A 20,078-nucleotide genomic window follows, 5' to 3' on the forward strand; every position below is an offset into this window, starting at 1 on the left:
TGGGTCCGTGAACGGGCGCTGCAGCCCGAACGGGCACTACAGTGGGTCAGCGTGCCCACGCCTGCTGACTCCAGCCTGACCGCCGCCCAGACCAACGCGGTGGCTGAGTTGTTGCGGATCGCGCCGGTGGTGGACCGGCTGGGGGAGCTGTTCACCGAGGCCGGTCATGAGCTCTATCTGGTCGGCGGCAGTGTCCGCGACGCGCTGCTGGGTCAGCTGGGTCACGACCTGGACTTCACCACCTCGGCCCGCCCGGACGATGTCGAGGCGTTGCTGCGCCGGTTCTCGCCGGCGGTCTGGACGATCGGCAAGGAGTTCGGCACGGTCGGCTGTCGGGTCGGCGGCGACGACGGCTGGGTCATCGAGGTGACGACTTACCGCTCGGACGCGTACGCCGACCACAGCCGCAAGCCGGAGGTGGTCTTCGGCGACACCTTGGAGGGTGACCTCATCCGCCGCGACTTCACGGTGAACGCCATGGCGGTGTCGCTGCCGGACAAGCGCTTCGTGGACCCGTACGGCGGTCTGGTCGACCTGACCAGCCGGGTGCTGCGGACACCGGCGACGCCGGAGCAGTCGTTCAGTGACGATCCGCTGCGGATGATGCGAGCAGCCCGGTTCACCTCCCAGCTTCAGTTCCGGCCTGCGCCAGAGGTGGTGGCGGCGATGACGGCGATGGCCGAGCGGATCGACATCATCTCGGCCGAGCGGGTGCGCGACGAGCTGACCAAGCTGCTGCTGACCGACCGGCCACGCCAAGGCCTCGACCTGCTGGTGGGCACCGGGTTGGCCGAGCGAGTGCTGCCCGAGCTGCCGGCGCTGCGGCTCGAGCGGGACGAACACCACCGGCACAAGGACGTCTACGAGCACAGCCTGACCGTGCTGGAGCAGGCCATCGACCTGGAGAACCGGCTGCCGTCGCGGCCAGACCTGATCAACCGGCTGGCCGCCCTGCTGCACGACATCGGCAAGCCGTCGACGCGGCGGTTCGAGGCCGGCGGCAAGGTCAGCTTCCACCACCACGACGTGGTCGGGGCCAAGCTGGTCCGCCGCCGGTTGAAGGCGCTGCGATTCTCCACCGACGAGATCAACGCGGTGGCCGACCTGGTGGAGCTGCACCTGCGCTTCCACGGTTACGGCGACGGGCAGTGGACGGACTCGGCGGTACGTCGCTACGTCCGCGACGCCGGCGACCAGCTCGAGCGGCTGCACATCCTCACCCGGGCCGACTGCACCACCCGGAACAAGGCCAAGGCGGCCCGGCTCCGGGCCTCGTACGACAACCTCGAGGCACGGATCACGGAGCTGCAGGCGGAGGAGGAGCTCAACGCCATGCGCCCCGATCTCGACGGCTCGCAGATCATGGCGATCCTGGACATCGGCCCCGGCCCGCTGGTCGGGCAGGCGTACCGGCATCTGCTGGAGCTGCGAATCGACTCCGGCCCGCTCGGGGAGGAACGGGCCCGCGAGGAGCTGCTGGCCTGGTGGGCGGCGTCGCACCCCTGAGCGGCGCCCACGCGGCGAGGATCAGGCCGGCCGGGTCCCGCTCGACGGCTGCCGCAGCGACTCGGTTCCCTCGTCGAGGTTCGCGCCACGGGTGACGGCGGCGAAGACCAGGCCCAGTGCCAGATAGATCCCGGCCAAGACGACCAACACCAGCACCGACTTGCCGTTGGCGGGCAGGATGAACGCCCCGATCACCGCGGCGAGCACGAGCGCGACGTTGAACACCATGTCGTAGAGCACGAAGACCCGACCCTTGAACTCGTCGCCGACGTGGGCCTGGACCAAGGTGTCGACGCAGATCTTGATGTTCTGCGCAGTGATCCCGAGCAGGAACGCGGCCACCAGCAGCGTCGGCTTGGTGAAGATCGCGCCCGGCAGCACCTGGAAGACACCCGAGCCGACCAGGCAGGCGATCATCCAGCCGCGGACCCCCAGCCGCGCGGTGGCGGGCGGCGTGACGGCGGCGGCCAGGACGAAGCCGGCGCCGGTGACCACAACGAGCAGGCCGAGATCTGCGATCGCGGCGTCGACCTCCTCGGGTGCGTGGAAGTAGTTGCGGTAGACCAGGATCATCGCCACGGTCACGATGCCGTAGACGATCCGGTGCGCGCCGATGGTGACGAGCCCGAGGGCGGCGGGCCGGTGGGCCTGCAGGTGCCGCAGGGCAGCGCGCAGCCCGTCGACGATGTCGCGGGCGCTGGTGGTGCCCGGGTCGTCTGGACCGAGCCGGCGGCGGGGGATCCGCAGCGCGAGGCAGGCGCTGAGCACGAAGCCCGCCGCCGCCACGGCGAACAGCAGGGCATCCGCGTGGTACGCCGCCATCCGACCGCCGAGCAGCAGGCGCAGCCCCGTACCGACGCCGACGCCGACCAGCACCCCGGCCGGGCCTATGGTCGGAACCACCGAGTTGGCCACCATGTATTCGCCGGGATCGATGGTGTGCGGCAGTGACGAGGACAACGCAGCCAGCAGGAACCGGTTCAGGCTCATGGCCACCAGCACCCCGGCGTAGAAGAGCGCCTCCACCCCCGGCGTTCGCAGCCCGGTGGCCACCAGCGCGGCCAGGCCCAGGGCCAGCGCCGCGCGGCTGAGGTCGACCACGACCAGGATCTGGCGACGCGACCAGCGGTCGAGCACCACTCCGACGAACGGGCCGAGGATCGAGAAGGGCAGCAACGTGATGGCCAGCACCGTGGCCACCGAGCCGGCGTCGGGCTGCCGCTCGGGGGAGAACAGCACATAGGACGCGAGGGCGATCTGGAGCAGCCCGTCGCAGGACTGGGTGGCCACCCGAACCGCCAACAGCCGGCGGAAGTAGACGTGACGCCACAGCTGACGCAGGCTTCGTACGAACTCCACCTGCGAATCCTCCGTGTGTCGTGACCGTTCCCCGGGTTGTCCAGCCTGGAACGGTGTCTGGGGGGTGTGCTTCAGCTGGGCGTGAATCAGCCCTCGGGGTACTGCCTCAGGTACTCGTCGACCTTGTCCTTGCGCAGCGCCTCACCGAGCGCCTTCATCTTCGTCTCGTCGACCACGTCGATGCTCTGGCCATCGGGCGAGGTGCCGAAGCCGGAGATCGGGGCCTGCAGCTGCTCGACGTCGGAGCCGGTGAGCCGCAGCGACAAGGCCGTGGATCGGATCTCGGAGTCGCTGAGCGACTCGTCCACCGTCAGATACTTGGCCAGCCCGGAGACGAAGCCGGTGAACTTGGCCGGGTCGGAGATGATCTCGCGGCTCAGGCCCTTGCGGACGATGGCCTGGACCACCTTGCGCTGGTTCTTGGCCCGGTCCAGGTCACCGTTGGGCAGCGACTTGCGCTCGCGGACGAACCACAGCGCCTGCTCGCCCTGGATGGTGATCTCGCCCTGCGGGTAGTCGAACCCGTGCGCGCTGAAGGTGGTGTCGTTGGTCACGGTCACGCCGCCGAGCTCGGTGGTCAAGTTGATGAAGCCCTCGAAGTCGACCAGGACCACATGGTCCATCCGGGCGCCGGTCAGCTTCTCCAGGGTGCTCACGGTCAGCGCCGGCCCGCCGAAGGCGAAGGCGGCGTTGATCTTGTTCTTGCCGTGGCCCGGGACGTCGACCCACATGTCGCGGGGGAACGAGATCAGGTACGCCTTGTCCCGGTCCGCGCTCAGGTGCACCAGGATGATCGTGTCGCTGCGGCCGTTGCCGGTGTTGTCGGTGTCGCGGCTGTCGGAGCCGAGGAGCACGTAGTTCAGCGCCTCGCTGGCCTCGGGGTCCTTGGTCGGCCGTGGCGCTTGGCCCTCACCCGTCGGTGTCTCCGCCGGCAGGTTGTTCTGGCGCTGGATGTTCTTGGTCAGGCTGCGATCGATGGAGAAGGCATAGAAGGCGCCCGCCCCCATCGCGACCACCAGCAGCACGGCCACCGCGATGACGATCTTGGGCAGCAGCCGACGCTTGCGGGCCGCGGCCCTCGCCGGCTCGGAGGTCGGCTGGTCGGACTGGTCCATCTCAGACATCGGGTTCCTTAGGGTCGCGCGAGAGCACGGCAGAGTCTACGGGCGTCAGCCCGCTAGAAGCACGAACGACGGGCACGGATGGTTGCCGATCCCGGCTGCCAGTTCTGCCGTCGTAGGCTGGGGCCATGTCCCGAGCCGATGAAGCAGCCCGCCGGGTGGAGCTCGCCCAAGGTCAGGAGCGGGCCGAGTCGGTGAAGGCTCAGGTGCTGATCGACAAGTTCGTGGTGGATGCCCAGGCGGCGGGCATCAAGCCGCATCCGCTGCGAGCCACCTTGTATTCCGGGCAGTCGGTTCGCACCGACAAGACCGGTTGGTATCTGCGGCGCAACCAGAGCCTCGCGATCGGCACGGACGGTTCCTACTACGTCCTCACCGTGCCCGGCGGACTGCGCGAGCGTCTTCGCGGGGTGAAGCTGACCCCGTCCCCGCCGCCGTTGATCGTCGGCAAGGGCGGCCGCGACGGTGAGTCCGGCGACCTGGCCGACTTCCTGCGCTGGCGCCTCGAGGCCGGCTGAGCCGGGGCCGAACGGCGGCTGGACTTTCGTCAGCCGGCCAGCTCGCTCAGATGTCCTCGGTGGTGGTGGCGGACCGCTTCACCTTCAAGAACTTCATGTAGGCGTCGACGACCTCCTCCGGCTCGCCGCGCATCATCAAGGTGCCGTGGTCGAGCCAGATGGCCTCGTTGCACATCTCCTTGATGCTGCCCAGCCCGTGGCTGACCAAGAACATGGCCCGCGCGCTCTGGCGTAGCTCGGCCATCTTGGCGTTCGCCTTCTGCCGGAACTGCGCATCACCGGTCGACAGCGCCTCATCGATCATCAAGATGTCGGGCTCCATGTGCACGGCCACCGAGAACCCCACCCGGGCGGACATGCCCGAGGAGTACGTCCGCATCGGCATGTCGATGAAGTCACCGAGCTCGGTCCACTCCGCGATCTCGTCGGCGCGCTCCTCCACCTCCTTGCGGGAGAGGCCCGAGGCCAGCCCACCGAGGATGATGTTCTCCCGGCCGGAGAGCGCGTTGTTGAATCCGACGCCGAGGGCGAGCAGAGTGCTGGCGCGGCCCCATACCTCGATCGAGCCCTTGGTGGGAGGGAGGATGCCGGCCATGGCGCGCATGATCGTCGACTTGCCGGCGCCGTTGGCCCCGATGATGCCCATGGACGTACCGGTGCGGACGTCGAAGCTGACGTCCTTGATCGCCTGCACCTCCTTGACCGCCCGCTCGCCCCGGCCGAAGCGCATCAGTGCCGACTTCAGGGTCGGCTTGCGCTCGAAGGTGGTGCGGTAGGTGATGGAGAGGTTCTCGACCTTCACCGCGTACTCGATCGCGTCGGTGGCTCCGGGCGGCACGGGAGTGGCGCCGGTCGCTGCCGGGCTGGTGGTGATGCCGTTAGACGAGGCGGACAGCGAACTCACGCTCCCTTGACATGAAGAACAAGAATCCGATCAGGGCGAAGCCGAGTGCCCAGGCGCCGGAGGTCCACCACATGTAGCTCGGCGGGAACCGGTCCTCCTGCAGCAGGTCGGTGTAGCCGCCGAGCATGGAATACATCGGGTTCAGCTCGACCAGGGTCTGCAGGGTGCGGGACATGTTGGCCAGCATCTCCGGAGCCCACAGGACCGGGGAGAGATACATCCACAGCCGGACGAAGTACGGCAGGAAGCTGGAGGTGTCGCGGAAGTACACCTGCAGCGTGGCCATCACCGCCGCCAGGCCCATCCCGAACACGACCATGGTGAGCAGGAAGTAGATCGAGAGCAGCATCTTCGGCGACCACGCCCGACCCGAGATGATGTGCAGCAGCAGATACACCGGGACGGTGGGCAGAAAGCGGAAGAACGCCGTCCGGACGGCCGACAACGGGATCAGCAGGCGCGGGAAGGCGGTGTTCAGCACCAGCTTGCCGGAGCTGGTCACCGAGGTCGCGCCGGTGGTGATCGAGGTCTGGACCAGGGTGAAGGCGAACAGGCTGCAGGTCAGATGGGTGAAGAACTGAGGGTCATGTCGCTGGCGGATGATCGTGACGAGCAGGTAGTAGACGCCGGCCAGCAACAGTGGGTTGAGGACCAACCAGGCTTGGCCGAAGAAGGTGTTGCTGTTGGAGCCACGCATGCTGGCCTTGCTCAGCTCGGCGGCGAACTCACGCCGATGCCACAGCTCACGGAAGTAGCCGACCATCGGCGGCAGACCGGCGCGGTGGGGTCCGTACTGGTGGTAGACGGGGTTGAAGTCCGTCTCACTCTCACGGCTGGTCGCCGTCATGTTCCACCACCATCTGATCGAGGTCTCGGCCACGTTCTGGCCGAGAAGCGATGGATAGTCTGCCACGCCGACCTGGCGATTGCTCATCTGAAGCCGCGTGCCCGGCGCCCGTGAAGGGCCCCGGGCGGCGCGGTTCAGATGGTCTCGCGCTCGCGCTCGCGCCGGTCACCGCTGGGCTGGCGAGGACGTGCCGGCTCCGGCTGGGCGCCGGTGCGGGGACGGGTGACGAGAAGCACCGCCGCCAGCCCGAGAGCGGCCAGGAGGAAGCCGCTGGTCACCAGCGGCAGCATGATCCGGCCCTCGCCCCGCAGCCGGGCCACGGCGGGAGAGTCGGCGTCGTAGAGGACGGTGACTCGGTCGCCGACCTGCAAGGTCTGGCGGTGACGGCCGTGCTGCGGGGTGTAGCTGTAGGTGGTGGCGTCGACGACGTACTCCACGGTCGGCGCGGTCGGTGGGTTGCGCAGCTGCGGCCCGGGAGGCCGGTTGGAGCCGGCCATCGGCCGGGCGACCAGGGCGGTCACCGTGCCTTGGGTGCTGGCGGCGTCGTGCGCGAAGGTGAGGCTCTGGCTGGAGAGGTAGCCGAAGAGAGCGGCGATCCCGAGCAGGTAGGCGAACACGACGAGGCCCAGTGCGCGTGGGAAGCGGAGCCATGTCACGCCCGCCACCTTAGTGCTCGGGGTCCGACCACCGGTCCGCCACGGCAGGACCCGGCCGTCAGCACCGCGGCCGCCACGTCCCCGAGGGGAGGTGGCGGCCGGATTCGTGCTGGCGGTTCGGTACTGGGCGGTTCCGTACCGGGGGGCGGAAACTACTTCGCGATGACCTTGCCCGGATTGAAGTTCTCGCCCGGGTCGACCGCCGCGAACAGGCCGCTGATCATGTGCACACCCGGGGCGGAGATGTCTTGCTCCATCCAGGGCGAGTGCTCGACGCCGACACCATGGTGGTGTGACAACGTTCCCGCGTTGTCGACGAAGGACTGCTGGATCGCCGACTTGACCTGGTCGTACTGGCCGAGCGGGTCCACGCCGTCGTGCCGGAAGGCGAAGGTGAAGTAGAGGCAGGCGCCCGAGTGGTAGGAGTGCGACAGGTGGCACATGACCCAGCCGGTCACGCCCAGCTTGTCGAACGCTCGGTTCGCCGCCGTGATGGTGTTGTCGTAGAGGTTGCGCAGCTCCGACCAGGGGGCGGCGGTCTCCGACACGTCGGCCGCGGCGCCCCGGTCGAGCAGGAAGTCACGGATGTAGGGAGTGTCGAACTTCTTCTGGTCATAGAGCTGACCCGGTCCCTTGCCGACCACGATGCCGCCGTGCTTGGTGACGATCGACTTCACGATGGCCTTGTTGCGAGCCACGTGGTCCTTGCCGCCCTCATAGCCCACGAAGGACAGGCAGATCTGGTCGAGGTCCCAGCCCTTGCGCTGCAGCACCTTCATCAGCCCTTTGGTGACCAGCGAGGAGACGCCCTTGCTCTTCTTCCGGGTGGCGAAGGAGAACTGGGTCTCGTTGGCGTCGGACACGCGGGTGATGGACGGGGTGGCGTCGCTGACCGAGATCTCGTGCATGGCGGCCAGGCCGGACTCGAAACTCGGGAAGAAGTAGCCCAGGACAAGCCGCTCCTCGGGGATCCGGTGCACCTGGACGGTGACCTCGGTGATGACGCCGAGACGACCTTCGCTGCCGAGGATCATCTCGCGCACACTCGGTCCGGTGGAGGTGCTGGGCAGCGGCCGCAGCACGAGCACCTTGCCGGCCTGCACCACGCGCAGGCCGCGGGTGATGTCGGCGATGTCGCCGTACTTGTCGGACTGCATCCCCGACGACCGGGTCGCCACCCAGCCGCCGAGCGTGCTGTGGGTGAAGCTGTCCGGGAAGTGGCCCAGCGTCCAGCCACGCTTGCCGAGCTGCTCCTCGATGTCGGGGCCGAGCGCACCGGCCTGGATGCGGGCCAGGTTGGACTCCTCGTCGATGTCGATCACCTGGTTGAGGCGACCGAGGTCGAGCGAGATCACCGCCCGGGTCTCATCGGCGGGCGCCTGCAGGGAGCCAGCGATGTTGCTACCCCCACCGAAGGGGATGAGGACGGCGTCCGCGGCCACCACGGCGTCGACCACGGCCTGCACCTCGGCCTCATCGGCCGGGTAGAGGACGACGTCGGGGATCCGCGGGATGTCACGGGCACGGAGCCGGATCAGGTCGCGGATGCTCTTGCCGTAGGTGTGGATGATGCGTTCCATGCCGTCGGTGTGCGTGTGCTCCTCGCCGACCGCGCGGGTCAGCTCGGCCAGCAGCTCGTCGCTGATCATCGGCTTCGGGATCACCAGGCTGTCGAAGTCCAGCTGGGCCTCGGTCGGCACGGTGATGTCAAGGTCGAGCGCGCGCCGCACGAACGGGGCCAGGCCGGGCTTGTCCTCGTGGTGGAAGCTCACGCCGTCCACGCCCCAGCCCCACCACTTCATGTGCTTGACGCTCGTCATCTGTCCTCTTTCTGTTCGGCCGCTGCCCGGGCACACGACGACCGGCCATCGGGCGCGGTGCTGCGGTCGTGGGGCACGGGAACACCTTATGCCCGTGCGGAGGCGGAATCTTCGCGTGGTGACGTGCCGGGCGCTGACCGGAGCCTTCGTAGCTGCTGAGCCGCGCCTCGATCAGTTCGACCACCGGCGGCGCGGTCCAACCTGCGCTTACGCGCCAGTGCCCGCTCGCTCTTACCCGGCCGCGCTCGCGCTCGTTTCTACCCGGCCGAGCGCTCGCGCTCGTTTCTACCCGTTCTACCCGGCCGAGCGCTCGCGCTCGAGATCGTCGCGGTAGGTGGTCGTGTAGTCATAGAGTCCGCGGACCTCTTTGGCGATCCGCTCGGAGAACTGGACGGCCTTCTCGCCGTCGTCGGGCGTCATCGGGTCGCCGAACGTCACATAGACGGGCGGGCGGCCACGGTCGGGCCAGCTCTTCCCCGTCGGCATGGCCGCGCTGGCGCCGACGATGGCGATCGGCACGCAGGGTACGTCGCGGCTGATGCACAAGGCGGCGGCGCCGGGCTTGAACTGACCCATCTCGCCGGTGCGGGAGCGGGTGCCCTCCGGGAACAGCAGCAGCGGTACACCCTGGTCGAGCAGGCCGGTGGCCATGCCGCGCTTGCCGCGGAGGCCCGACCGGTCGACCGGGAAGGCGTTGAAGAAGAGCGCGGTCAGTCCCCTGCGCCACCAGACGTCGAAGAAATAGTCCGCTGCCGCGCCGGCGGCGACGTAGCGGGCCAAGCGGCGGGGGAGGGAGCCGATGATGAGCGGGGCGTCGAGGTGACTGCTGTGATTGGACACCACGACGAACGGGCCGTGGAGCGAGTCCAGTCGCTCCCGGCCGAGCACGGTGACAGAGGCCAACGACCAGACCAGCGGCTTGAGCATCATCCGCTGGGCCACGAAGCGGGCGGTCGCATGGACCGGTGAGGTGTAGCGGCTCAGGTTTGACACGTGGACACCTTATTCCTCCCATCTCGTCATCTGCGAGAGGCGCGGGCCGCGGGCACTGCGTCGCGACCTGGATTCCGTACCATCGGCGGCGCACGCGGGGGCAGCTGAAACGGCGCCACCGGCGAACACTGCTGCTATCTTGCCGACGTCATCGCGGCACCGACGGCCGGTGGCCGGTGACCGACCGCGATAGCGGTGGGAAGGGTGGCGTGAAGCGATGTGCCAGCGCCACCGCCGGCCACGACGTCTCGCTCGTGCCCATCCGATGACGTACGGAGATCACGTGACCTCAGCTGACCCGCGCACGGAACCGACGACTGAGGATAGGGCGGCGCGGCCGCACATCCTGCTCCTGCACTGCCACGATCTCGGCCGACACCTGCACGCGCTCGGCGCGCAGACGGTCACCTCCCCGCACCTCGACGCCCTCGCGGGTGACGCGATGGTGCTGACCGAGATGTTTGCCACCGCCCCGCAGTGCAGCCCTTCGCGGGCCTCGCTGTTCACCGGCCGGTGGCCCCACGCCAACGGCGTCCTGGGCCTCACCCACGCGGACTTCGGCTGGGACCTCGGCGCCGATGAGGTCCATCTCGCCGCCCGGCTGCACGCCGCTGGCTATCGGACCGAGCTGATCGGGATGCACCATGAGTCTCGAACGCGGCCCGACGACCTTGTCGCCGAGCGCCTCGGCTTCGACCAGGTCGACACCGGAGGATTCGCCGACGACGTCGCCGACCGCGCCGCGACGGCGATCGACACCATGGCCCGCAGCGACCGACCCACCTATCTGCAGGTGGGATTCGTCGAACCGCACCGCCTTCCCGGTCGTTCTGACCCGGCGGGGGTGATGGGCTTCGTCGGTGACCACATCCAGCCCGACGCCGAGCGTGGCGTACAGGTCCCCGGCTATCTGCATGACGACGCCCAGGCCCGCACGGAGATCGCCGAGCTGCAGGGGGCCATTCGCTGCATGGATGCTGCCGCCGGTCGGGTGCTGGACGCGCTGAGGCAGCACGGCTTGCTCGACCAGACCCTGGTGGTGTTCACCACCGATCACGGCCTGGCCCTACCGCGTGCGAAGTGCACGCTCTACGACCCGGGTCTGGAGATCGCTTGCCTGATCCGCTGGCCGGGGCGCGGCTGGGTCGGCGGTCGTCGAGTCGGCGGGCTGCACACCAACCTGGACATCCTGCCGACGGTGTTGGATGCGATTGGGCTGGATGCGGTCGGGCTGGATGCGGTCGGGCTGGATGCGGTCGGGCTGGAGCCGACGGCCATTCCGAGTCTGCATTGTCGGTCCCTCGGTCCGCTGCTGGACGATGCCGCCCACGGTGTCACTGCGTCCCCGGACCGATCGCGCGACGACGAGGTCGTCTTCGCAGAGCTGACCCACCACGACTACTACGACCCTCGCCGGAGCATCCGGACCCGGAGCCACAAGCTCATCGCCAACTTCTCCTCCGCACCCGGGTTCATGGATCCCACCCAGTCCTGGCAGCACCGCACCACACCCGTCGCCGACGCCGCCCACGCGCACGGCGGCTTCCATCCCCCGATCGAGCTCTACGACCTGGCGACTGACCCGCTGGAGCTCGACGACGTGGCCACGGATCCCGCGTACGAGGACGTGAAGTCTGCGCTGCTCCTTCGACTGCAGGAGTGGATGCGCGAGACCGGAGACCCGCTCCTTGCCGGCGCCGTGACTCCGCCACTGCATCACAAGACGCTGGACGAGCTGGCGAGAGCGGCGCTCCGCTGACGACGCTCCGGCGGATTTGCCGTCAGGTCCTGGGGGCCTCGAGTGGGCGGATCGACCCGGCCACCCGGGCGAGCACGACCGGGTCGGCGCGGTAGTAGACCCAAGTGCCGCGTCGCTCCGAGGTGACCAGGCCGGACTCCCGCAGTGCCTTCAGATGGTGGGAGATGGTCGGCGCCGAGACAGTCAAACTTCCGGTCAGGTCGCACACGCATGCCTCGCCGTCCGGATGGCTGGCGATGCGGGAGAGTAGCTGCAGCCGTACCGGGTCGCTGAGCGCCTTGAACACCCGGGCGAGGTCGATGGCGTCCTCTTCGGTCAGTGCCTTGGCAGTCAGCGGCACGGAACAGGCACCAGGGGAGAGCGTCGATTTCGACATCTGGCTAATTTGACAGACATCGAATCGGAGATCAAACTCGGCTACTTAGATCCCGGTGGAAATAGTAGATCGGGGCCGCGGCGGTGCGCCGCCCCAGAGATGAGGACAGGCGATGGACGACCTTCCGGTCGTGATAATCGGAGCGGGGCCGGCGGGGCTCGCCGCTGCCGCACAGTTGAGAGCGCGCGGGTTGCCGACGCTGATCTTAGAGGCCGGGCCGACGGCCGGGACCGCGGTCAGCGAGTGGTCCCATCTCCGGCTCTTCTCGACCTGGGGCGAGCTGGTCGACGGCCAGGCTGTGGCGCTGTTGTCGGCGACCGGGTGGAGGGCGCCGGACCCGACGACGTACCCGACCGGCGGCGACTGGGTTCGGGAGTATCTGCAGCCGCTGGCGGACGCGCTGGGGAATACCGTGCGCTATCACGCCCGGGTCGTCGGGGTGGCGCGGCGCGGTCGCGACCGGACCGTTGACTCGGGCCGGACGAGTGAGCCGTTCGTGGTGCACGTCCTCACTCCGGCGGGTCCGGATCGAGTCGAGGCCCGGGCCGTGCTGGACGCATCGGGGACCTGGGGCAGCCCCAACCCGCTGGGTGCCGACGGACTCCCCGCCGCCGGTGAGACCGAGCTCGCCGGGCAGCTTTGCTATCGGGTACCCGACCTCACCGACCCCGAGGCGCGTGCCCGCCACGCCGGCCGGCACACCGTGGTGGCCGGGGCCGGGCACTCCGCCCTGGCCGCCCTGGTCGGGCTGGCCGAACTGGCCGCCGAGGTGCCGGGCACCCGCATCACCTGGCTACTGCGCCGGGCCCAGGTGGGTAGTGCCTTCGGCGGTGGGCAGGATGACCAGCTGGTGGCCCGCGGGGCCCTCGGAAGCCGCGCGCGGGCGGCCGTCACCGCAGATCACGTTACGGTCCGGACCGGTTTCCGCACGACTGCGATACGTCCGCAGCCCGGCGGCACCGTGCGGCTGGAGGCGGTCGACGCGGAGCCGGTCGACCAAGTCGATGCGGTGGTGGCCTTGACCGGCTTCCGGCCCGATCTGTCGATGTTGTCCGAGCTGCGCCTCGACCTCGACCCCGTGCTGCAGGCGCCCCGAGTGCTGGCCCCGCTGATCGATCCCAACGTGCACTCCTGTGGCACTGTCTACCCGCACGGGGCGCGCGAGCTCGCCCACCCAGAGCCGGGCTTCTTCCTGGTCGGGATGAAGAGCTATGGCCGGGCCCCGTCCTATCTGTCGCTGACCGGCTATGAGCAGGTCCGGTCCGTGGCGGCGGAGATCGCCGGCGACCACGAGGCCGCCGCCCGGGTCGAGCTGACTCTCCCCGAGACCGGCGTCTGTGGCGGCAGCGGGAGCTTCGACGCAGCGCCGACCGAGGCGGCTGAGGAGGGCGGAGGCTGCTGCGGCGCGGCGGACGCCGGGTCCGATCAGGTCCCGGTCACGCCGTTGCGGCTGCTCAGTGTCGACGAGCTGAGGAGATCTTCCCCGAGATAGCCCGGATCAGCGGGCGTGGGGCGTGGGCGGCCAGGAAGGTGATCACCGAATAGCGCTTGGACGGGACGGAGATCACCTTGCCGCGAGCCACGTCGGCCAGGCACTGGGCGACCAGGTCGTCGGCGTCGAGCCACAACGGGCCGGGGATCTTGGCGACGCCGATCCCGGCCCGCTCGTGGAACTCAGTACGCACCCAGCCGGGGCACAGCACCGTGACGGTCACGCCGGTGCCCGCCAATTCGACAGCGAGCCCTTCGCTGAACGAGCGCACCCACGCCTTGATCGCGGAATAGCTGCCCATGGCGATGTATCCCGCCGTGCTCGACAGGTTGATGATCGCCCCGGAGCCGCGTTCGGTCATCCCGGGGGCGGCTGCCGCGCTGAGGATCAGCACCGCCCGGCACATCACGTCGAAGGCGTGCTCGTGCGGTGTGGTGTCGGCGGCGGTCAAAGCGGTGTGCACCCCGAAGCCGGCGTTGTTGACCAGCAGGTCGACCCCTCGCTCGGCCGAGGTCAACCGCTGCGCCACCCGTAGCACGTCATCGCGGACCGCCAGGTCGGCGCTGATCGTCTCGACCAAGACGCCGTGCTGACGGGTCAGCTCGGTCGCCATCGACTCCAGGCGGTCGGCGTCGCGGGCGACGAGGATCAGGTCGTCACCGCGGGCGGCAAGAGCACGGGCGAAGGCGGCGCCGATGCCGGACGTACCGCCGGTGACCAGGGCAAGAGACATGGCGGCCACCTTAGTGGGGCGTCGTGGACCGGAGTCGCACCACCTGACAGCACCGGGGTGCGGGCAGGCGCGCTGGCCCGGGTCCGGCATAGGGTGCGACCCATGAGACGACTCCTCGCTGCCGTCATCTTGGGTGTCGGCGTCCTGCTGGCCCTTCCGGTCACCGCCTCGGCCGACGAGGACGACTGGGCGATCACCCGCTACGCGCTCACGGCCACGGCCGCGACCGACGGTGCGATCGACGTCAGCGCCGACTTCGACTTCGACTTCGGCGACACCGAGGGCCATGGTCCGTACGTCTTCTTGCCGCTGCGGCAGGAGATCGAGGGCGACCCGGACCACTACCGCAGCTTCTCCATCACCGATGTGAAGGCCAGCAGCTCGACCGGGGCACCGGACGCCGTCGAGACCGAGAAGGACGGCGGTGCGCTCGTCATCCGGGTCGGAGACGAGGACATCGAGGTGAAGGGAAAGCAGACGTACACCATCTCCTACCGGATCCGCGGAGTGGTCAATCCCGACGTCGCCGCCTCCGGGCAGGACGAGATCTTCTGGAACGTCATCGGTCAGCAGTGGGAGGTGCCGCTGCGTGACGTCTCGGTCCGGGTGACCGGGCCGGCGGCCGTCCAGCAGGCGACTTGCTTCGTCGGCAAGGTCGGCTCGACGACACCGTGCGCCTCGGCCGAGGTCAGTGGCGATACGGCGACGTACACCCAGCCCGACATCGAGCCGGAGACTGGGCTCACGATCGTGGCCGGCTGGCCGGCCGGCACCTTCGTCGATGCGGAGCCGGTGTTGGTGCCCCGCCGCACGCTCCAGAACACCTTCCGGCTGTCGCCGGTGACCGGGTCGCTGGCCGGCCTGATCGCACTGGTCGGGGTGGGCGGCGTCGTTGAGCTGGCCCGCCGACGTGGCCGCGACCAGCAGTACCTCGGTCTGACCCCGGGACTGGCCCCGACCGCTGACGGCGCGGCCGCGGCAACCGGGACCCGGGATCACCGGGCGCCGGTGGCTGTGCAGTTCACCCCGCCGGCCGGCGTGCGCCCGGGTGAGCTGGGCACCCTGTTGGACGAGGTCGCCCATCCCCATGACGTCGTGGCCACCATCGTCGACCTCGCGGTCCGCGGCTATCTCCGGATCGAGGAGGTGCCCGGTGAGGACGACGACGACCGCACCTGGCGGCTGGTCAGGTTGGAGCGGACCGCCGCCCCCGGCGAACCCACGCTGCTGGCCTACGAGCAGCTGATCGTCGATCAGTTGTTCGCCGACGGTGATGAGCTCCAGCTGGACGAGGCGGGCGAGTCGCTGACCAAGACGATGAGCCAGACCCAGACCAAGCTCTATGAAGCGGTGACCGAGCGCGGATGGTTCCGCGCCAACCCGGCCGTCGTCCGTGGCCGCTGGTATGGACTGGGAGCCGGGGTGGTCGCGCTGGGCGTGGTGCTCACGGTGGTGCTGGCGTTGACGGTGGGCTGGGGACTGCTCGGCGTCGCTGTCGTGCTGGTCGGCGGGGTGGTCCTGGCTCTGGCGCACCGGATTCCGGCCCGGACCGCCGACGGCTCTGCGGTGCTGGCTCAGGCGCTGGGCTTCAAGACCTATCTCGAGACCGCGGAGGGTGACCAGCTGCGGTTCGAGGAGGGAGCGGACATCTTCTCCCGCTACCTGCCGTACGCCATCGCGTTCGGTGTCGCCGAACGGTGGGCCCAGGTCTTCGCCGACCTGGCTCGGGCGGGGTACGACGTGCCCGACCCGGTCTGGTACGTCGGCGCCCACCAGACGGCGTTCTTCGCCGGCGGCGCCTCGTTCGCCGACTCGATGGGCGCGTTCACCGAGTCCGCGACCGGCACCATGACCGCAGCCACCTCGGGCTCGGGCGGTGGCTCGGGGTTCGCCGGCTCGGCCGGGGGCGGAGTCGGCGGTGGTGGTGGTGGCGGGTGGTGAGCCCGGCGGCCGCCGCGGGCCGTGGTCAGAGCTGGGTGGAGAGGAAGGCTGACAGGTCGGACAGCTCGGCGGGGGCGACGTTGTGCCCCAGACCGGGATAGGTCCGCTCGGTCACAGCGGTACACGCCTGAAGCCAGGTCCGGGTGAGGTCGACCAGGACCGAGGGGACCAGTGGGTCCGACTCGCCGCGTCCCCAGAAGACCGGCGGTCGGATCTGGCCGAGCTGGTCGTCCCCAGGCGCGCTCCCGGGGATCACGAAGCCCGACAGGTTCACCCCGTAGTCCAGCCGGTCCGGCGACAGCCGCATCATCTGCAGCGCCGTCGCCGCGCCCTGGGAGAATCCCAGCACGCCGACCGACGGCGGGACCTGATCGAGGTCGGCCAGCAGGCTGTCGAGCCAGTCCAGCACCGCCTGCGCCGCGGCGTTCACCTGGGACAGGGTGACGTTGGCGTTCAGCGGGAACCAGCCGAAGCCCCCACCGACCGGCATCGGTCCGCGGACCGAGGCGATCACCAGGTCCCGCGGCAACAGGTGCCGCAGCTCGAAGCCCACACTCGCATCGGAACGGTGCCCGTGCAGCATCAGCAGCAACGGGCGACCGGCGCGTTGGGACGGCGGCGCGGACCACAGCACCGACGAGTCGTCGATGCGTACGGCCTCACTGCGACTGGTCATGTCGATCGACTGTACGTGGTATCCACCACGCCCGGCCGGTGCCCTCAGAGCAGGGCGACAGCCTGCCGGGCGATGGCCAGCTCCTCATTGGTGGGCACCACCATGATGGTGACGGCGGAGGTGTCACTCGAGATCACTCGAGGTCCGGACGCCGGCTCGCCGTTGGCCACCGCGTCCAGCTCGAATCCGAGTCCCTGCAGCCCTTGGACCACCGCGGCCCGCACCGTGGAGTTGTTCTCCCCGACGCCGGCGGTGAACACCAGCACATCGACCCGGCCGAGGACTGCGAGGTAAGCCCCGAGATAGTGCTTGATCCGGTGGACGTAGACATCGAAGGCCAGCGCCGCGTCCGCGTCCCCGGCTTCGCGGTGGTGGAGCAGCTCGCGGAAGTCGTTCACTCCGGACAGCCCTTTGAGGCCCGATCCCTTGTTCAGCAGCGTGTCCACTTCGGCCACGTCGAGACCCGCCTGAGCGCGGAGGTAGGCGTGCAGCCCCGGGTCGACGTCACCGGACCGGGTACCCATCACCAGTCCCTCGAGCGGGGTCAGCCCCATGGACGTGTCCACCGCTGCGCCACCGCGGATGGCCGAGGCCGAGCAGCCGTTGCCGAGGTGCAGCACGATCTGGTTCAGCTCCGTCAGAGGCCGTCCGAGCTCGGCCGCGGCCGCCGCGCTGACCCAGGCGTGCGAGGTGCCGTGGAACCCGTAGCGGCGGATGAGGTGCTGGTCGGCCAGGTCCTTCGGGATCGCATAGCGGTACGCCGCCTCGGGCAGCGTGGCGAAGAACGCGGTGTCGAACACCGCGACATGGGCGACGTCGGCGAACCGCTGCTGCGCCGCACGGATGCCGGCCAGCGCCGCCGGGTTGTGCAACGGCGCCAGGGCGCTGAGCCGGTCGATCGCCGCGATCACGCCGTCGTCGACCACCACCGGCTCGCGGAACCGGGCACCGCCGTGCACCACCCGGTGTCCGACCGCCACGATCCCGGCGGCCTGCAGATCCGGTCCGTGGTCGACGAACTGGCGGCGCAGCACGTCCAGCGCAGCACCATGGTCAGCCACCCGGTCCTTGCTCTCGAACCGCTCGTCGCCGACCCGGTGGACGGCCCGCGAGGATTGCTCGCCGATCCGTTCGACCGTCCCGGAGGCCAGCTGCTCCGCGCTGTCGGGCACCACCAGCTGGTATTTCAGCGACGAGGAGCCCGAGTTGAGCACCAGCACCGGGCCGGCGGTGCTCATCGCGCCCCCCGCCCGGTCGGCGCCGTCGCCTGGGCCTGCACCGCGGTAATGGCCACGGTGTTGACGATGTCGTCCACGGTCGCCCCGCGCGACAGATCGTTGACCGGCTTGCGCAGGCCCTGCAGCACCGGGCCGATGGCCACGGCGTGCGCGCTCCGCTGGACCGCCTTATAGGTGTTGTTGCCGGTGTTCAGGTCCGGGAAGACGAAGACCGTGGCGCGGCCGGCGACCGCGGAGCCCGGAAGCTTGGTGTGCGCCACGCCGGGGTCGACGGCGGCGTCGTACTGGATGGGTCCCTCCAGCATCAGGTCCGGCGCCCGTTCGGCGACCAGGGCGGTAGCGGCCCTGACCTGCTCCACATCGTCACCGGACCCCGACGACCCGGTGGAGTAGGACAGCATCGCCACCCGCGGCTCGATCTGGAACTGGCGGGCGGTGTCGGCCGACGAGATGGCGATGTCGGCCAGCTGCTCCACCGTCGGCTCCGGGATGACGGCGCAGTCGCCATAGACCAGCACCCGGTCGGCCAGGCACATCAAGAACACGCTGGACACGGTGTTCACGCCGGGCCGGGTCTTGATGAACTCCAGCGCCGGTCGGATGGTGTGGGCTGTGGTGTTGACCGCGCCGGAGACCATCCCGTCGGCCAGTCCGAGGTGCACCATCATGGTCCCGAAGTAGGAGATGTCGGTGACCACGGTGCGTGCCTTCTCCAGGGTCATGCCCTTGTGGGCCCGCGCCCGCGCGTACTCGACGGCGAAGCGTTCCACCAGCTCCGGGTCCTGCGGGGACACGACGGCGGCGGCGTCCAGGTCCAGCCCCAGCGCTGAGCCGCGGGCCCGGACCTTGGTCTCCTCCCCGAGCAGGGTCAGGTCGGCCACGCCGCGGCGGAGCAGACTCGCGGCCGCCCGCAGGATCCGGTCGTCCTGGCTCTCCGGCAGCACGATGTGGCGGCGGTCTCCGCGCGCCCGCTCCATCAGCTGATATTCGAACATCAGCGGCGTCCGCACCTCGGAGGTGGACACGTCGATGGCCCGCAGCAGCGCCGCCTGGTCGACCTGCTCGGCGAACAGCCGGCGAGCGGTCTCCACCTTGGCGGGGGAGTGCTTGGTCATCGGCCCCCGGACCCGCGACAGCCGTTCGGCCGTGTTGAACGTACCGAGGGTGGTGATGACGACGGGCAGGTCCTGCTCCAGGCCCTCGGACAACCGGCGGATGGAGTCGGGCAGTGGATAGCCACCGGTCAGCACGATGCCGGCCAACGAAGGGAAGGTGCCCGACTGATGGGCCAGCACCAGCCCGGGGATCAGGTCGGGACGGTCGCTCGGGGCGATCACGGTGGCGTCCGGGGTGAGTCGGTCCAACACATTGGGCAGGCTCATGGCGGCCACCACCAGTCCCAGGGACTCCCGGTCCAGCCAGCCGTCGGTTCCCTGCACCTGCACGGCGTCGACGGCTGCGGCCAGTGCTCGGACGGTGGGCGCGGACAGCACCGGGCTCTCCGGCAGGGCGGCGACGACCAGAGCGAACTCGGCCGTGGCGGCCTCGAGTGCCGCGGCGGTGGGCTGCAGCTGGTCGGCATCCACCCGGTTGGCGACCACCGCGACGGTGCGGGCGTGCTGTGCGCTGAACTCGGTCAGGCCGCCCTCGGCCGCCACCGCCACCTCCTCGGGGGTACGGTCCCGGCCGTGCACGACCAGCACCACCGGTGACCCCAGGTTGGCCGCGATCTTGGCGTTGAAGGTGAGCTCGGTGCCGGTGGTGACATCGGTGTAGTCGGAGCCGAGGACGAGCACCACCTCGAACCGCTCCGTCAGCCGGCCGAAGCGCTGGACGATCTCGTGCATCGCCTCGTCCGCGTCCTCGCGGGCCGCCGCGTACGTCACGCCGAGGGCGTCTTCGTAGGACTGGGCGATGCCTGGCTGGCTCACCAGCAGATCCACGATGAGGTCGGTGCCTCCGGTCGTGCTCACCAGCGGCCGGAAGACGCCGACCGAGCCCACCTCCCGGGTCAGTGCGTCGAGCAGGCCGAGCGCCACCGCAGACTTGCCGGTCTGGCCCTCGACGGAGGCGACGTACACGCTTCGAGTCACCTTGGGAGACTAGCCGACCGGCTCCGCCACGGTGGCCGGCGGCGGC

17 protein-coding genes are annotated in these 20,078 nt (G+C 69.6%); 5 read left to right on the forward strand and 12 right to left on the reverse strand.

Annotation, left to right across the window (positions count from 1 at the left end; translation table 11 throughout):
• Positions 1-51: 51 nt before the first annotated feature.
• Positions 52-1,506 carry a CCA tRNA nucleotidyltransferase gene (locus tag AC1XX3_RS16075; RefSeq protein ID WP_483322181.1) on the forward strand — a complete coding sequence of 485 codons (1,455 nt, stop codon included), beginning with the start codon at positions 52-54 and terminating at the stop codon, positions 1,504-1,506.
• Between the two features lie 21 nt (positions 1,507-1,527).
• Here the strand turns inward: AC1XX3_RS16075 and AC1XX3_RS16080 are convergent, their stop codons facing one another.
• Positions 1,528-2,865 carry an MFS transporter gene (locus AC1XX3_RS16080; RefSeq protein WP_483322182.1) on the reverse strand — a complete coding sequence of 446 codons (1,338 nt, stop codon included), beginning with the start codon at positions 2,863-2,865 and terminating at the stop codon, positions 1,528-1,530.
• 86 nt (positions 2,866-2,951) lie between these two features.
• The gene (locus AC1XX3_RS16085; RefSeq protein WP_483322183.1) at positions 2,952-3,989 is read right to left on the reverse strand and encodes an LCP family protein; all 1,038 of its coding nucleotides are present in this window, start codon (positions 3,987-3,989) and stop codon (positions 2,952-2,954) included.
• A gap of 125 nt (positions 3,990-4,114) precedes the next feature.
• Between AC1XX3_RS16085 and AC1XX3_RS16090 the strand changes: the two genes are divergently transcribed.
• Positions 4,115-4,504, forward strand: a complete 390-nt coding sequence (locus AC1XX3_RS16090; RefSeq protein ID WP_483322184.1) for a hypothetical protein — start codon at positions 4,115-4,117, stop codon at positions 4,502-4,504.
• Positions 4,505-4,550: 46 nt separating this feature from the next.
• On the opposite strand, the gene AC1XX3_RS16095 is transcribed toward AC1XX3_RS16090, so the two are convergent.
• From AC1XX3_RS16095 to AC1XX3_RS16115, 5 genes are all read right to left on the reverse strand, one after another.
• Entirely contained in the window at positions 4,551-5,408 is an 858-nt protein-coding gene (locus AC1XX3_RS16095) for an ABC transporter ATP-binding protein (protein WP_483322185.1), read from the reverse strand.
• On the reverse strand, positions 5,383-6,342 hold the full coding sequence (locus AC1XX3_RS16100) for an ABC transporter permease (protein WP_483322186.1): 960 nt from the start codon (positions 6,340-6,342) through the stop codon (positions 5,383-5,385). Before AC1XX3_RS16100 ends, AC1XX3_RS16095 begins: the two co-directional genes overlap by 26 nt.
• 47 nt (positions 6,343-6,389) lie before the next feature.
• Positions 6,390-6,911 carry a DUF3592 domain-containing protein gene (locus AC1XX3_RS16105; RefSeq protein ID WP_483322187.1) on the reverse strand — a complete coding sequence of 174 codons (522 nt, stop codon included), beginning with the start codon at positions 6,909-6,911 and terminating at the stop codon, positions 6,390-6,392.
• A 152-nt stretch (positions 6,912-7,063) separates the two neighbouring features.
• Positions 7,064-8,731, reverse strand: coding sequence for an FAD-binding oxidoreductase (locus AC1XX3_RS16110; RefSeq protein WP_483322188.1), 1,668 nt, complete (start codon positions 8,729-8,731; stop codon positions 7,064-7,066).
• Between the two features lie 294 nt (positions 8,732-9,025).
• Positions 9,026-9,724 (reverse strand): lysophospholipid acyltransferase family protein, encoded by a 699-nt coding sequence (locus AC1XX3_RS16115; RefSeq protein ID WP_483322189.1) that lies wholly within the window; start codon positions 9,722-9,724, stop codon positions 9,026-9,028.
• A 283-nt stretch (positions 9,725-10,007) separates the two neighbouring features.
• Here AC1XX3_RS16115 and AC1XX3_RS16120 point away from each other — a divergent pair, with 283 nt between their 5' ends.
• A complete protein-coding gene (locus AC1XX3_RS16120; protein ID WP_483322190.1) occupies positions 10,008-11,483 on the forward strand; it encodes a sulfatase-like hydrolase/transferase in 1,476 nt (491 codons plus the stop codon).
• Positions 11,484-11,505: 22 nt separating this feature from the next.
• Here AC1XX3_RS16120 and AC1XX3_RS16125 read toward each other — a convergent pair whose 3' ends face one another.
• Entirely contained in the window at positions 11,506-11,859 is a 354-nt protein-coding gene (locus tag AC1XX3_RS16125) for an ArsR/SmtB family transcription factor (protein ID WP_483322191.1), read from the reverse strand.
• Between the two features lie 112 nt (positions 11,860-11,971).
• Between AC1XX3_RS16125 and AC1XX3_RS16130 the strand changes: the two genes are divergently transcribed.
• Positions 11,972-13,351, forward strand: coding sequence for an NAD(P)-binding domain-containing protein (locus AC1XX3_RS16130; protein WP_483322192.1), 1,380 nt, complete (start codon positions 11,972-11,974; stop codon positions 13,349-13,351).
• Here the strand turns inward: AC1XX3_RS16130 and AC1XX3_RS16135 are convergent.
• Complete coding sequence (locus AC1XX3_RS16135; protein ID WP_483322193.1) at positions 13,314-14,084, reverse strand: SDR family NAD(P)-dependent oxidoreductase; 771 nt, start codon at positions 14,082-14,084, stop codon at positions 13,314-13,316. The two genes, AC1XX3_RS16130 and AC1XX3_RS16135, sit on opposite strands and share 38 nt — an antisense overlap.
• Before the next feature lie 102 nt (positions 14,085-14,186).
• Here AC1XX3_RS16135 and AC1XX3_RS16140 point away from each other — a divergent pair, with 102 nt between their 5' ends.
• On the forward strand, positions 14,187-16,025 hold the full coding sequence (locus tag AC1XX3_RS16140; RefSeq protein WP_483322194.1) for a DUF2207 domain-containing protein: 1,839 nt from the start codon (positions 14,187-14,189) through the stop codon (positions 16,023-16,025).
• A 25-nt stretch (positions 16,026-16,050) separates the two neighbouring features.
• On the opposite strand, the gene AC1XX3_RS16145 is transcribed toward AC1XX3_RS16140, so the two are convergent.
• The 3 genes from AC1XX3_RS16145 to pta are packed head-to-tail and all read right to left on the reverse strand — an operon-like array spanning position 16,051 to position 20,032.
• Positions 16,051-16,701 carry an alpha/beta hydrolase gene (locus AC1XX3_RS16145; RefSeq protein WP_483322195.1) on the reverse strand — a complete coding sequence of 217 codons (651 nt, stop codon included), beginning with the start codon at positions 16,699-16,701 and terminating at the stop codon, positions 16,051-16,053.
• Between the two features lie 44 nt (positions 16,702-16,745).
• A complete protein-coding gene (locus AC1XX3_RS16150; RefSeq protein ID WP_483322196.1) occupies positions 16,746-17,939 on the reverse strand; it encodes an acetate/propionate family kinase in 1,194 nt (397 codons plus the stop codon).
• A complete protein-coding gene (gene pta, locus AC1XX3_RS16155) occupies positions 17,936-20,032 on the reverse strand; it encodes a phosphate acetyltransferase (protein WP_483322197.1) in 2,097 nt (698 codons plus the stop codon). Before pta ends, AC1XX3_RS16150 begins: the two co-directional genes overlap by 4 nt.
• Positions 20,033-20,078: the final 46 nt, after the last annotated feature.

The organism is Microlunatus sp. M237 (assembly GCF_056896895.1).

What these genes read in the sequence shown, in the direction of transcription:
- AC1XX3_RS16130 (WP_483322192.1), top strand. Translation starts at nt 11,972, where the DNA reads ATGGACGACCTTCCGGTCGTGATAATCGGAGCGGGGCCGGCGGGGCTC.
- AC1XX3_RS16135 (WP_483322193.1), bottom strand. Translation starts at nt 14,084, where the DNA reads ATGTCTCTTGCCCTGGTCACCGGCGGTACGTCCGGCATCGGCGCCGCC.
- AC1XX3_RS16125 (WP_483322191.1), bottom strand. Translation starts at nt 11,859, where the DNA reads ATGTCGAAATCGACGCTCTCCCCTGGTGCCTGTTCCGTGCCGCTGACT.
- AC1XX3_RS16150 (WP_483322196.1), bottom strand. Translation starts at nt 17,939, where the DNA reads ATGAGCACCGCCGGCCCGGTGCTGGTGCTCAACTCGGGCTCCTCGTCG.
- AC1XX3_RS16140 (WP_483322194.1), top strand. Translation starts at nt 14,187, where the DNA reads ATGAGACGACTCCTCGCTGCCGTCATCTTGGGTGTCGGCGTCCTGCTG.
- AC1XX3_RS16100 (WP_483322186.1), bottom strand. Translation starts at nt 6,342, where the DNA reads ATGAGCAATCGCCAGGTCGGCGTGGCAGACTATCCATCGCTTCTCGGC.
- AC1XX3_RS16085 (WP_483322183.1), bottom strand. Translation starts at nt 3,989, where the DNA reads ATGTCTGAGATGGACCAGTCCGACCAGCCGACCTCCGAGCCGGCGAGG.
- AC1XX3_RS16145 (WP_483322195.1), bottom strand. Translation starts at nt 16,701, where the DNA reads ATGACCAGTCGCAGTGAGGCCGTACGCATCGACGACTCGTCGGTGCTG.
- AC1XX3_RS16090 (WP_483322184.1), top strand. Translation starts at nt 4,115, where the DNA reads ATGTCCCGAGCCGATGAAGCAGCCCGCCGGGTGGAGCTCGCCCAAGGT.
- AC1XX3_RS16110 (WP_483322188.1), bottom strand. Translation starts at nt 8,731, where the DNA reads ATGACGAGCGTCAAGCACATGAAGTGGTGGGGCTGGGGCGTGGACGGC.